This is a genomic window from Anaerococcus murdochii, from assembly GCF_019957155.1.
GTDB classification, from domain to species: domain Bacteria; phylum Bacillota; class Clostridia; order Tissierellales; family Peptoniphilaceae; genus Anaerococcus; species Anaerococcus murdochii.
On the sequence record NZ_JAIPME010000002.1, the window covers coordinates 41,357 to 55,201 of the forward strand.

Below are 13,845 nucleotides of genomic sequence, written 5' to 3' on the forward strand. Positions count from 1 at the left end.
TATGATAAAAAACTTAAAAATAAACCATTTAAATTTTATTAGGATAAAAGCTTTTAAAGGAATTTTTCCATAAAAAAATGCACCAGCTAGGCTGGCGCATAAATTTATTTTAGAATAATAAGTGAGTTAGAATTACTATTACTGGAAGAGTAATTAGAGTTCTTTCTAGGAAAAGGATGAAGATATCTTTTAGGTCAACTGGGATTGTAGATCCTAGGATAACTGCTCCTGTTTCTGACATGTAGATAAGCTGGGTTACAGATACTGCAGCTACTACAAATTGGGTAAATTCTGAAGTAATTCTGTCTGCTGCTAGTATTGATGGAACAACCATGTCCGCAAAACCAACTACCATTGTTTTACTAGCTTCAGCTGCCTCTGGCACTTGAAGTAGCTTTAGGATTGGTAAAAATGGCATACCAAGCCATGTGAAGATTGGAGTTGATTCAGATAATACAAGGGCAAGGGTACCTGCTGCCATGATTACTGGAGTTACACCTAACCATAGGCTTAGGACAGTGTCACGACCATTTATTAGGAAGTTTTTAACATCTAAGTTCTTTTCTGCCTTTAAAACGGCTAATTGAGTTGCCCATTCAACTCTTGTGAAGTTTTCTGGAACAATTTCTTCGTGTGGATTTTCAGGTTCTTTTAATCTCACATCTTTTTTACGAGATAGAGGTGGGATTCTTGGCACGATTAGAGCTGCAACGATTCCTGAAATACCAACGATTAAGTAGAAAGTTCCGAATCTGTCAACCATATTTACATTTGATAAAACAACCATACAGAAAGTAATTGATACTGCTGAGAAGGTTGTAGATATGATTGAAGCTTCTTTTTCTGTATAGTTTCCTTCTTCATATTGTTTAGCTGTAAGAGCAACACCAATGGTACCGTCACCTATCCATGAAGCTAAACAGTCAACTGCAGAACGTCCTGGAAGTTTAAATACTGGTCTCATAACCTTTGATAAAAATATTCCGACAAATTCTAGGATACCAAACTCTGTTAGGAATGGTAGGATGAAACCTGCTACTAAGAATATTGTCAAAAGTCCACCGATAAGGTCGTATAAGATTAGTCCACCTGTATTTTCTGACCAAATCATTTCTGGACCAAGTTTAAAGGCTGTCATATAGCCAATTATAAGACCTGCAATCCTTGCAAATAGCCAGAAAGGAGTGATGTTTGATACTTCCTTAAGGATTGGTGATTTTTCAATAAAGTCTGGTTTTGAAATTGTGTATAAAATTGCAAGTAGAGTTGAAATTGTAATACAAGCCAAAGCTATTATGTGAATTGGTATAACTGAGTTAATAGCTTGGTTTAAAAATTTTGATATTACTGAAACTGCTACAGTTGATCCGCCATCAGCTGTTTTAAAAGGTGTCATAAGTAAGAGAACACCGATAGCTGATGGGATTACAAACTTCATAACCCTTGCCGCTGTGATTTTTTCTTTTTTTACTGTCATTTTTAACCTCTTAATTTAACTAGCGCTCAATTTTTTTGAGCATTTGTTCGATTAACTATATCAGAATTTTACCCAACGATTAATGAAGACTTTTAAAATTGTATAAGGTTGGTCCGATTCTGATCTTAAGCAAAGTTTTTAGCTTGTAAAAACAAATTAATTTTTAAGTAAAATAAAATTTATCAATACAAAACTATGTCTACCTTTTCCCAATCTTCTCCTTTGCCTAAAAAGATATGGATTTTCCCTCCTTCTCCTTATTTCGTCAAATAAAATAACGATTTCTTATACATTTTATATTATCATATCTTTGATATTTTTGCAACAATAATTACATGGTTTCTAGCGTAATATATTATAAAAAATAACTAGAAAAGTCATTTGGGGAAATTCACCCACAAAAAAACTGCCACAGTTTCCTATGACAGTTTTAAAATTTTTATTTATCTTTTCTATATGGAGACTCATCTACTGGCCATGCTTCAGCCTTTTCTGGTCTTTGCTCTTTTTCAGGTTTTTCTAGTAGGGCCTTTCTTGAAAGGTTTATCCTTCCTTGTCTGTCAATTTCAGTTACTTGGACCTTAACCTTATCGCCAACTTTTAGCTCATCTTCAACCTTGTTTACCCTGTGGTGAGCGATTTGGCTAATATGAAGGAGACCTTCCTTTCCGATTGCAATTTCAACAAAGGCACCAAAGTTCATGAGTCTTACAACTGTACCTTCAAAAACATCGCCTGGTTTTGGATCAGTAACAATTGCCCTAATCATTTCAATAGCTTTCTTTCCGCTAGCACCGTCATTAGATGCAACTGTGATGTGGCCGTCGTCTTCTGTTTCGATTTTAACACCTGTGGCGTCAATAATCTTGTTGATGTTCTTTCCACCAGAACCAATTACATCTCTTACCTTTTCTGGGTCAATGTCGATTGTATAAAGTCTTGGTGCATAGTCAGATAATTCTTCTCTTGGTGCATCAATTGCAGATTCAATTACATCTAAGATTCTAAATCTAGCGTCTTTAGCATCTGCAAGAGATTGTCTTAGGACTTCTTCTGTAATACCTGATATTTTCATATCCATTTGTAGGGCTGTTATACCATCACGAGTACCTGCTACCTTAAAGTCCATATCTCCTAGGTGGTCTTCAAGACCTTGGATATCTGTTAGGATAGAAATTGAGTCGTCTTCCTTGATTAGACCCATAGCTATACCTGCAACTGGTTTTTTAATTGGAACACCTGCATCCATTAAAGATAGGGTTGAACCACAAATTGAAGCTTGAGAGCTTGAACCATTTGAAGATAAAACTTCAGATACGACTCTGATTGTGTATGGGAAGTCTTTTTCATCTGGAAGTACTGGTACAAGGGCTCTTTCAGCAAGGTGGCCGTGGCCGATTTCACGTCTGCCTGGTCCTCTTAATGGTCTAACATCTCCTACACAGAATGGTGGGAAATTGTATTGGTGCATATATCTTTTTTCTACATCTTCGATATTAAGTCCGTCAATTAATTGGCTATCAGCAGGAGAACCAAGAGTTACAATTGATAATACTTGGGTTTGTCCTCTTTGGAATAGACCTGAACCGTGAACTCTTGAAAGAACGCCAGCTTCAGCAGAAAGTGGTCTTATTTCTGTCATAGCCCTACCATCAGGTCTGATTTTATCAATAGAAATCATCCTTCTGACTTCTTTTTTCATGATGTCGTCAATTCTTCTGTGGATTTCATCTTCTGTTTCTGGGAAATCAGTTAGGAATTTTTCCTTGGCTTCTTCTTCAATTCTAAAGATGTTATCTTCTCTTTCAGTCTTGTCTGTTGTCCTAATTGAAGATTTGATTTCTTCTTCAAAAGATTCTGAAATTAGCCTATCAAGCTCAGTTTCTTCGTGAGCTTCAACTTCTTTTTTAGGAAGGCCAATATCATCTATAATTGTTTGTATAAAGTCAGAAATATCACCTATTTCATCAAGGGCAAGTAGCATAGCTTCTAGCATTTCGCTTTCATCAAGCTCATTTGCTCCAGCTTCTACCATGTTAATAGCGCCCTTCTTACCTGCTACAGTAAGGTGAAGGTCTGATTTTTTCCTGTCTTCTTCGTTTGGATTTATAACAAGTTTGCCGTCAACCTTACCTACCATACAAGCTCCAACAGGACCATTGAATGGGATGTCAGAAATACCTAGGGCTATTGATGCACCTATAGTTGTTAGTGGGTCTGGAAGGTGGTCGTGATCCATTGATAAGACTGTTGCTATAACTTGCACATCATTGTAATAATTTTCTGGGAAAAGCGGTCTAAGAGGTCTATCCATTTGTCTAGAAATAAGGGTTGCTTCGTCGCTTGCCTTGCCTTCTCTTCTTAGGAATCCTCCTGGAATCTTACCAACTGCATAAAGTTTTTCTTGGAAATCGCAAATAAGTGGGAAGAAATCTATTCCCTCTCTTGGCTTTTCGCTAGCAACTGCAGTTACTAATAGGCTTGTGTCCCCACTTTGAATAAAGCAGGCACCGTTGGCTTGCTCAGCATACTTGCCGATAGTTACCTCAAAGTCATATCCGTTTTTTGAAGTGTATTTGTAATTTTTGATCATTATCTCTCCTATATATAAAATAAGGCGGGAAAATCCCCGCCAAAAAATTAACCTCTTAGTCCAAGTCTTTCGATAATTGATCTATATCTATCAATATCATTATCTCTTAGATAGTTAAGCATACCTCTTCTACGTCTGATCATCTTGTATAATCCACGTCTAGAAGAGTGGTCTTTTGTATTTGATTTTAAGTGTTCAGTTAAGTCAGCTATTCTCTTTGAAAGGATAGCGATTTGTACTTCTGGTGAACCAGAATCTTTCTCATCTAATTGGTATTCTTTGATTATTTCTTGTTTTTCTACTTTGTTCATAATTTCCTCCGTAATAATTTATTCAGCTTTTGCCATGTATTAGTCGAGGTTTCATATACCTAGCAAAGCTACCTCATTTATTATACACCCCAAATATTGTTTTGCCAAATCATTTAAGGTTATTTTCAATATATTTAAGACCATTTTCCTTATCCTTATCCATCTGGGCAATTAATTCTTCTGCCGAATTGAATTTATAGTCTGGTCTTAAAAACTCAATGTATTCTACACTTATATTTTCATCATAAATTGACTGGTTGAAGTCAAAGATAAAAGTCTCGATTTTCTTATCATCGCCTTCTTCGAAAGTTGGGTTAGAACCAATATTTGTAAGGCCGTAATGATTTTCGCCCCTGACATTTGTAATGGTCAAATAAACCCCATCCCTAGGCATAACATAAGGAAAGCTTGGCTCAAGGTTGGCTGTAGGAAAATTAAGTAGTCTTCCCCTTTGTTTCCCATGAATAACCTTGCCACGCATTTTATAAGGCCTGCCAAGGTATTTATTAGCCCTGGCAATTTCTCCGTCTCTTACCATATCCCTTATATGGCCTGAGGAAATTTTTTCGTGGTCATCTTCCATTTCAAAGTCAACAACATCAGTTTTATAGGCAAAAATGTCTTCATATTCTCTGAGTGTATCTACATTTCCGCTTGCCTTGTATCCAAATCGATAGTCGTCACCAACTATAATTATCTTTGCATTTAATTTTTCAGCAATTATTGTCTTTATAAAGTCCTTTGGGGATAGCTTCATAAAGTTTTCGTCAAAATTAACCAGACAAAAAGTCTTAATTCCAAGCTGGGATAGGATTTCAACCTTGTCCTCAAGGCTTGATAAGTAGCGCTTTTCATCCTTTACAGTTGTGGAAGTATTTTCCTTAAAAAGTAGGATTGATGGAGTGAGTCCGTATTTTTTAGATAAGTCTACATTTCTTTTCATTAACTTTTGGTGACCTAGGTGGACTCCATCAAAATATCCCAAAGTCACTACCTTTTTTTCCAAATCTGGTAGGTCGCTATTCAAATCATATATTCTTATCTGATCTTTCATAAAACACTTTCTCCATTTTTAAGAAATTTTTGCCATCTTGACTAAAATTATTTCCTAGTCCGATAAAATCATCTCCGGCATAAACTCTTATAATTTTACCATAATTTTTATCTACTTCTACAATCTGGCCATTTACTAAATTGTCCAAATATTTTCTATCAAGGATAATCTTGTCAAAATCCTTAATGGCAGTGTCAATTGGGTAGAGTTTTTTAATTAAGTCTTCCTTTGGAATTTCTAAAAGGTCTTCGCTTTTTATAGCGTCTTTTATATCAAAATCCCCAACTCTCACCCTTGCTAACTCATTTACATAAGCTAGAGTCCCGAGTTTTTCACCTATATCGTCAACTAAGGTTCTGATATAAGTTCCCTTAGAGCAAGTGACCCTAATTGTGGCTTTTGGAAAGGCAAAGTCTAAAAGCTCTATGTCATAGATATTGACCTTTCGTTTTTTTCTCTCGATTTCTACTCCTTCGCGGGCAAGGTCATAGAGTTTTTTGCCATTAACCTTAAGGGCAGAATACATGGGAGGGATTTGGTCAATCTCTCCCTTAAAAGTCTTCATAGCTTGAAGAAATTCTTCTTTAGTGACAACTTTGTCAGATTTTTCAATAATCTCTCCTGCTGCGTCAAGAGTATCTGTCTTTGCCCCAAGTATTAATTCAGTTTCATAGACCTTATCCTTGGTCATCATGTAGTCGGAAACCCTGGTGGCCTTGCCAATAACAATTGGCAAAACTCCACTTGCTTCAAGGTCAAGAGTCCCAGTATGACCGACTTTTTTCATATTAAGAGCACGCCTTACAAGACTGACTACCCTGGCTGATGATATTCCTTTTTCTTTATTTACGTTAAGGATTCCCTTAAGCATCTATTTCCTTTAGGACAGCAAGGGCCTTCTCGCATGCAGCTTCTAGGCTGTCATCAAAAATTGAATAACCACTCGCCTTGATGTGGCCACCACCGCCATTTGCTCTAGCAACTGCAGATACGTCTGCTGTTTTACTTCTCATAGAAACCTTGTATTCGCCGTCGTCATATTCTTTTACAATCATAGACACGTTTACTTCCCTAAGGTCCCTAAGTTTATTTACAATAGACTCAGCATCGCCCATTTGTACGCCGTATTTTGCTACTTGGTCTTTGCTTGCAACTGCAAAGGCCTTTTTGTCAAAAAATTCAGCCTTAGATATGATTTCGTTGTGAAACTTCATTACAGCTACTGGTTGAGATTGGTAGAGGTTTTTGTAAATATCTTCATAATCTATGCCGCTTGAAATAAGTTTTCCAGCAGCTCTAAATGTGTATTCTGACACATTTGAATACATAAACCTACCTGTGTCTGTGCATAGGCCTGTAAATAAAAGGGTGCCGATTGTCTTATCCATTGGTAGGTTGAGCCTATCAATTATTTCATAAACAAGTTCACAGGTTGCAGGAGATGTTTCATAAATCATGTTCAAGTCGCAGTTAATCTTACCCCCAACATGGTGGTCGATAACTATAGTTTTATCAGACCTTCTCGCAATTTCTGTTGCCTTGCCTATCCTATCAAATTCTGAACAATCTACGATTATAAACAAATCGTACTTTTCAAGGCTTGCTTCCTTGTAGTGGTCAAGTTCTGGCAAAAATTGTAAATAATCATCAATTGTGTCAATGGCGATTACTTCAACTTTTTTGCCATATTTTTCTAATGACCTTCTTAATCCAAGGGATGAACCAATATTGTCCCCATCTGGATTTACGTGGCTGGCTATGGCGATGGTTTCTGCCTCATCAACCATTGCTAAAAACTTATCTAAGTGTTCTTTACTGATTTTCTCTAGACTCATTTGCTTTTTTATCCTTTGCAATTGTTTCTGCTATTAACTTGTCCATGTAGGCACCGTGTTCGATTGAATTATCGAATTTAAAGCGAAATTCTGGCATGGACCTAAGTCTCATTCTCTCACCAATTAGGATTTTGATATAACCCTTGGCTTGGTTTAGTGCTTCCATTACTCCATCCTTGGTTTTATTGTCTCCAAGAACTGATATATAGATATCAGCGTAAGATAAGTCGTTGGTAACTTCTACATCTGTAACTGATACCATGGCTTCTGAGGTTAATCTTGGGTCATTTAGGTCGTCCATGATTATCTTGGATATTTCCCTTTTAACCTCAGATGATATCCTCGCTGTTCTTTTTTTATTCATTATAAACTTCTTTCTGTTTCAACCATTTCGTAGGCCTCCATTACGTCGCCTACCTTAATGTCATTGTATCTTTCAAGTCCGATTCCGCCTTCGAAACCTGCTTGAAGTTTTGAAGCGTCATCTTTAAATCTCTTCATTGATGAAATTTCACCATCAAAAATAACTACGTTATCCCTTAGAAGTCTGATTTTTGCTTTTCTTGTTACAAGACCTGTTGTTACCATAACACCTGCGATTGTGCCTGCACCTGGAATCTTGAAGGTATCTCTAACTTCTGCCCTACCTAGGACATTTTCCTTAAATTCTGGATCAAGCATACCTACTATAGCCTTTGATACATCTTCGATTGCTTCGTAGATGACACTATAGGTCCTGATTTCTATATTATTATCCTTGGCTCTTTCCATAGCTCCTTGGGTAGGTCTTACATTAAAGCCGATAATAATGGCATTTGATGCTTGGGCTAAAAGAACGTCTGATTCTGTGATACCACCAACAGCACCAGCAATTACTGATACCTTAACTTCTTCGTTAGATAATTTTGTAAGTGAAGTGCTTACAGCATCAACAGTTCCCTTAACGTCAGTCTTAACAATGATGTTAAGTTCTTTTAATTCACCTTCTTGGATGTCTGAATACATATCTTCAAGATTTGTATTAGCCTTGGCAATTAATCTTTCTTCACGTTTGAATTCTGCTGCCCTGTCTGCATAGTCACGTGCAACTTTTTCATCCTTAACAGCATAAATCTTATCACCAGCTTCTGCAACGTCTGATAGACCTAGGATTTGAGCTGGGATAGAAGGACCTGCCTTTTTGATTGGCTTACCCTTTGAGTCAAACATAGCCCTAATCCTACCTGAAGCTGAACCTGTAACTACATAATCCCCTTGACGAAGGGTACCCTTTTGTACAAGTACAGTCGCAACTGGACCTCTTGACTTATCAAGCTGAGCTTCAATTATTAGACCAACTGCATCTCTATTTGGATTTGCCTTAAGTTCCCTAACTTCTGCAACCAAAAGTACCATTTCAAGTAGGTCTTGGATGCCATTTCCTGTGTGGGCTGACACTGGCACCATTATGGTATCTCCACCCCACTCTTCTGGGACAAGACCATATTCCATAAGGCCTTGCATTACTCTATTTTTATCGGCTGTTTCCTTATCCATCTTGTTTATCGCTACAATTATTGGAATGCCTGCTGCCTTAGCGTGGTTAATTGCCTCAACTGTTTGTGGCATAACACCGTCATCTGCAGCTACAACAAGGATTGCAATATCAGTTGATTGAGCTCCCCTCATTCTCATTTCTGTGAAGGCTTCGTGGCCTGGTGTATCTAGGAAAGATATGGTCTTTCCATTGACATTTACAGTATAAGCACCGATATGTTGGGTAATACCGCCAGCTTCTCCACGTGTTACAGAAGTATTTCTTATAGCATCTAGTATACTTGTCTTACCATGGTCAACGTGACCCATTACTGATACAACAGGAGGTCTTTCAATTAAGTTTTCTTCCTTATCTTCGTAGTCTAGGTCATATGATTGCTCTTCAAGGGCATCATAAGCTTCTTCTGGGAAGATTTCCTTGCCAAAATCCATTGCTACTAGATTTGCTGTATCAAAATCTATTTGGTCATTGAGTCCTGCCATTGTGCCAAGACCTATTAGTTTTCCTATTACTGAATTTGGGCTTTCTCCAAGTTTGTCTGCAAATGCCTTAACACTTACAGTTTCTGGTATTTCTATTCTTGATTCTTTATTAGCTTTCATATTTTTCTCTTGCCTATTGCTCTTCTTTGATTTTCTCTTCTTGTTCTTCTTTTTTCTATTCTTCTTAACTGGTTTTTCTTCTTCTTCGTCGTCAAAAGTTTTTAAATCAACTTTCTTCTCTCTTTTTTTCTCTTGTTTTGCTTTTGCTTTAGGCTTTTCTACTATTTCTTCTTCGCTAACTTCTTTACTAGAATCATCATTTAATTCGCTTAAGAATTCATTGATTAATTTGCGATTTTCACCGCTTATCATAGACATATGAGACTTAATACCTAGGTTAAATTCGTCATTAAGAATTTTGATCATTTCCTTAGATTCTAAGCCATTTTCTTTTGCTAATTCGTATACTCTTATTTTATCAGCCATCTAATCACCTCATTTTACTTCATAAGCTTCTAACTCCTCATAAATTTCGTCATCTATCTTCATTTTAAAGGCTTGGTTTAGCTTATTTGATTTCTTAAGGCCCTTGATACAAGATTCATCCTTGCATACATAGGCGCCTCTTCCGTTTAACTTTCCACTTTCATCTATTAGGATTCCCTCTTCTTTGTTTTTGACAATTCTTAGAAGGTCTCCCTTATCTTTTAACGAACCACACACAATACATTTTCTTTGTGGTATTTTGCGAGTTTTCTTCATTTTTTATTCCTTGCTGAAAGCTTGCTCCTACTTATCAACTTCTTCTGAAACTTCTTCGTCATTTTCAGAAATTTCTTCACTTACTTGATCTTTATCTTCATCTGCATCTTCTATTACAGAATTTTCTTCAATTTCACTTACTTCTTCAACTGGAAGTTCTTCTTCGTTTATTGAAAGAATTTCGTCTATATCTTCCTGGCTTAGGTTATCAAATTCTAATTTTGATTTGATGTCGATTTTCCAGCCTGTTAGTCTTGCTGCAAGCCTTGCGTTTTGACCTTCCTTACCAATGGCAAGTGATAATTGGTCATCTTCTACAACTACAAGTGATTGCTTGTTTCTTTCATTGACATAAACTTCAATTATATCTGCAGGAGATAGGGCATTTGATATAAAAGCTTCTATATCTTTAGAATAATTGATTATATCAATCTTTTCACCTTGTAATGAGTCAACTATAGAATTAACTCTAGCTCCCTTATATCCAATACAAGCTCCAACAGCATCTATGGTGTCATCATTAGAGAAAACAGCCATTTTTGTCCTTGATCCTGCTTCTCTAGCTATAGAATAAATTTCTATAACCCCATCAGTTATTTCTGGCACTTCTAGTTCAAAAAGCCTGGTTACAAGATTTTCTGAAGACCTTGATAGGACAATTTGTGGGTCCTTGCCAGAATTTCTTACTTCCTTGATTAAAAATTTCATTCTTTCATTTGGAACATAGGATTCTGTTGGAACTTGTTCCTTAAGAGGAACAATGCCCTCAATCTTATCTAGGTTTACATAAACATTGTATTTATCAACTCTTTGGATAGAGCCAGTTATAAGTTCATTTTCCCTGTCTAGATAATCTCCAAATAAAGATTCTCTTTGAGCATCTCTTATCTTTTGGATTACGATATTTCTAGCAGTTTGAGCTGCCACCCTGCCGAAGTTTTTTGGTACAAGTTTAATCCTTGCAGTATCGCCAACAGCTAGAGATGAGTCAACATCCTTAGCATCTTTTAGACTAATTTGATTAATTGGATCTTCAACTTGTTCTACAACATCCTTGAGGGCAAAAACCCCAATTTCTCCTGTTTCATGGTCGATTACTACATCAACATTTTCTTGGTTGTCATAATTTTTTTGGTAACTTTTTACAAGGGCCTTTTCTAGAGCGTCAAGGATTACGTCTTTTTCTACATTCTTATCCTTGCATAGCTCATCAAGGGCCAACATAAAGTCTTTGTTCATAATATCTCCTTTTAGAACACTATCTCTATTTTTATTTCCTTGATATCTGATTTTTCTATTTCAATATCTTCGCCATCTTCTTTAGCAAAAATTATGGAATTTTCTTTGATATCTTTCAACTTAGCTAGGATAAGGTCTCCGTTTTTAAGCTTAATCTTAAGAAGCTCGTTTTTATTTCTAAGCAGGTCCTTATCAGTCTTAAGTGGTCTTGATAGGTCTTGAGAGGATACTTCTAGGTAGTAGGATGTATTGATAAGGTCTAATTCATCTAGCCTTGTATCAAGAAATCCGCTAACCCTCTCACAGTCATCAATTGTAATACCTTGTTCATTATAAATATAGAAAACCAATCTGTGGCCGTCTTTGCCGCCTATAAATTCAAGGTCAACAAGCTCGTAGCCTAGATTTTCTATCTCGCCTTCTAAGGCATCTTTTAATTTTTCTATTAAATCCATCTCAATTCTCCCCTAACATTAAAAAAAAGTGGAATTTGCGCCCCACTCTTACTGACTCCATTATACTTTCTTATCATTAAATATCAATCTTTTTAAAAATTTATAGTTTTTAATTCTTCTCCTATTTTTTGTATTATATTTTAATTATAACTAATATATATGAAAATGATTGCAGTATTGAAATTTACATACAATTTACAAATAATCCTTGCCTTATTTTTAGAATTATTTTATAATAGAGATAAGATAATAAATAAAGGAGGATAAAATGACACTATTTATTATTGGACTTATAATTTTGTTAGGCGGAGGATTTTTCTATTCTAAATATGTTGAAAGTCAACTAGAACCAGACGATAGAGAAACTCCAGCAGTCAAAAAAGCCGACGGTGTCGACTTCGTTGTCATGAGCAAGACCAAAAACTGGCTTATAAACCTACTTAATATAGCAGGTACAGGACCAATCCTAGGCCCTATCCAAGGTATCCTATTTGGCCCTATCGCATTTATCGCCATTCCAATTGGTTGCGTAATTGCCGGTGCTGTTCACGACTTTATGACAGGATTTATTTCTATGAGAAACGGTGGTAGCCAAGTACCAAAACTTGTTGGTAAGTATCTTGGTGGCGGCGTTAGAGTATTTTATAACGTTGTTATCGCAATATTACTTCTATTAACAGGTGTTGTATTCGTTTATACACCTGGAGATTTAATCGCTAAATTCGTTTTAGGAAAAGACCCAGAAGGTGCAGTTATTTGGATTATCTATGCTGTAATTTTTGCTTACTACATACTTTCTACTGTAATGCCTATTGATAAGGTAATCGGTAGGATCTATCCTATCTTTGGAGCATTCTTAATTATTTCAGCTATAGGCGTTTTAATCGGTATCTTCACAAAAGGTGCTGGTCACCTAGCATTTGAAGGTCAAGGACTTCTTGCCCAACATCCAAAGGGACAAAAATTCATCCCAGCCTTCTTCATTACAGTTGCCTGTGGTATCTTATCAGGTTTCCACGGATCTCAAGTAACTCTAGTTTCTAGAACAGTTAAATCTGAAAGAGAAGCAAGGATGACTTTCTACTCTACAATGATAGCTGAAGGTTTTATAGCTATGATTTGGGCAGCAGGTGCTATGGTCCTATTCTCTTCTGGAGAAAGTGCTCTTGACACTCCTGGTACAATCATGGTTGGTAATATTTCTAAATACTTTATGGGTAATGTTGGAGGACTTCTTGCCATTATTGGTGTAATAGCCCTTCCTATCACATCAGGTGATACAGCATTCAGATCTTTAAGACTAATAATCTCTGAAGAAATGAATATAGACCAAAGAAACCCAGGTAAAAGGGCTATGCTTGCTGCAGTATTATTTATACCAGCAGGTTTCATCCTTTACTTTGCAAAAACTAACCCAGGTGGATTCAACCTACTTTGGAGATACTTCGGATTTACAAACCAATTCGTAGCTATCTTTGCTCTTGCAGTTGCTAGTGTTTACCTAATCTACAACAACAAAAACTACTTAATTACCCTAATACCAGGCGCATTCTACTGCTTCGTAGTATTCTCATTTATTATAAATGCAGACCCAATTGGACTTAGACAACCATATACAATTGCCTATCCAGTTGCAGCAGTAATCACAGTTTTATATATAGTTTGTGTATTACAACTAGGTAAGAAAAACAAGGCAAGAATTGAATCAATAATTCTAGACTAAGATTTTTAAAAAGGGTGGCTTAGGCCACTCTTTTTAAATATAATAAATCCTAGGAGGACCTATGAAATTTATACTAAGTAAAAAAGCAAAAGACTATATCATAAAGAAAAATATTAAGGAAATCTTTATAAATCCAGACCTTGATAGCAAGGAAACCTGCTGCACAATAGGGACTGTGGATTTTGATGTTTCTACAAAACTTCTTGGAAATAAGGAAGCCTACAAAAAATTTACAGATGAAGGCATTGATATCTACGTCAATCCTAATTTCTTTTCCTTTGTAAAAGACCATACAGAAATAGAAATTTCTGCCTTTGGCATTGGTTCTTTTAAAAAACTATATATAGTAAATGAAATAAACACAATCGAGCGATAAA

At 36.2% G+C, this 13,845-nt stretch carries 13 protein-coding genes; 2 read left to right on the plus strand and 11 right to left on the minus strand.

What is annotated here, in order from left to right; all coding sequences use genetic code 11:
• Positions 1-109 precede the first annotated feature (109 nt).
• The 11 genes from K8P03_RS00675 to K8P03_RS00725 form a co-directional block, all read right to left on the minus strand.
• Positions 110-1,477, minus strand: a complete 1,368-nt coding sequence (locus tag K8P03_RS00675) for a YjiH family protein (RefSeq protein ID WP_223417591.1) — start codon at positions 1,475-1,477, stop codon at positions 110-112.
• 439 nt (positions 1,478-1,916) lie between these two features.
• Positions 1,917-4,070, minus strand: a complete 2,154-nt coding sequence (locus K8P03_RS00680; RefSeq protein WP_223417593.1) for a polyribonucleotide nucleotidyltransferase — start codon at positions 4,068-4,070, stop codon at positions 1,917-1,919.
• Between the two features lie 47 nt (positions 4,071-4,117).
• Positions 4,118-4,384: a 30S ribosomal protein S15 gene (gene rpsO, locus K8P03_RS00685; RefSeq protein ID WP_308748808.1), complete on the minus strand. Its 267-nt coding sequence runs from the start codon at positions 4,382-4,384 to the stop codon at positions 4,118-4,120.
• Between the two features lie 106 nt (positions 4,385-4,490).
• A complete protein-coding gene (locus K8P03_RS00690; RefSeq protein WP_223417596.1) occupies positions 4,491-5,435 on the minus strand; it encodes a bifunctional riboflavin kinase/FAD synthetase in 945 nt (314 codons plus the stop codon).
• A complete protein-coding gene (gene truB / locus K8P03_RS00695; protein ID WP_223417597.1) occupies positions 5,410-6,306 on the minus strand; it encodes a tRNA pseudouridine(55) synthase TruB in 897 nt (298 codons plus the stop codon). Before truB ends, K8P03_RS00690 begins: the two co-directional genes overlap by 26 nt.
• On the minus strand, positions 6,299-7,270 hold the full coding sequence (locus K8P03_RS00700) for a DHH family phosphoesterase (RefSeq protein WP_223417598.1): 972 nt from the start codon (positions 7,268-7,270) through the stop codon (positions 6,299-6,301). Before K8P03_RS00700 ends, truB begins: the two co-directional genes overlap by 8 nt.
• Positions 7,248-7,634, minus strand: coding sequence for a 30S ribosome-binding factor RbfA (gene rbfA, locus K8P03_RS00705; RefSeq protein ID WP_223417599.1), 387 nt, complete (start codon positions 7,632-7,634; stop codon positions 7,248-7,250). The genes K8P03_RS00700 and rbfA overlap by 23 nt, the downstream gene beginning before the upstream one ends.
• The gene (infB, locus tag K8P03_RS00710) at positions 7,634-9,775 is read right to left on the minus strand and encodes a translation initiation factor IF-2 (protein ID WP_223417602.1); all 2,142 of its coding nucleotides are present in this window, start codon (positions 9,773-9,775) and stop codon (positions 7,634-7,636) included. The genes rbfA and infB overlap by 1 nt, the downstream gene beginning before the upstream one ends.
• A 9-nt stretch (positions 9,776-9,784) precedes the next feature.
• On the minus strand, positions 9,785-10,051 hold the full coding sequence (gene rnpM, locus K8P03_RS00715) for an RNase P modulator RnpM (RefSeq protein WP_223417603.1): 267 nt from the start codon (positions 10,049-10,051) through the stop codon (positions 9,785-9,787).
• A 27-nt stretch (positions 10,052-10,078) separates the two neighbouring features.
• A complete protein-coding gene (nusA, locus tag K8P03_RS00720; protein WP_223417604.1) occupies positions 10,079-11,290 on the minus strand; it encodes a transcription termination factor NusA in 1,212 nt (403 codons plus the stop codon).
• Positions 11,291-11,301: 11 nt separating this feature from the next.
• Entirely contained in the window at positions 11,302-11,745 is a 444-nt protein-coding gene (locus K8P03_RS00725) for a ribosome maturation factor RimP (protein ID WP_223417605.1), read from the minus strand.
• A 268-nt stretch (positions 11,746-12,013) separates the two neighbouring features.
• Between K8P03_RS00725 and K8P03_RS00730 the strand changes: the two genes are divergently transcribed.
• Positions 12,014-13,468, plus strand: coding sequence for a carbon starvation CstA family protein (locus K8P03_RS00730; protein WP_223417606.1), 1,455 nt, complete (start codon positions 12,014-12,016; stop codon positions 13,466-13,468).
• Positions 13,469-13,529: 61 nt separating this feature from the next.
• Complete coding sequence (locus K8P03_RS00735; protein ID WP_223417608.1) at positions 13,530-13,844, plus strand: hypothetical protein; 315 nt, start codon at positions 13,530-13,532, stop codon at positions 13,842-13,844.
• Position 13,845: the final 1 nt, after the last annotated feature.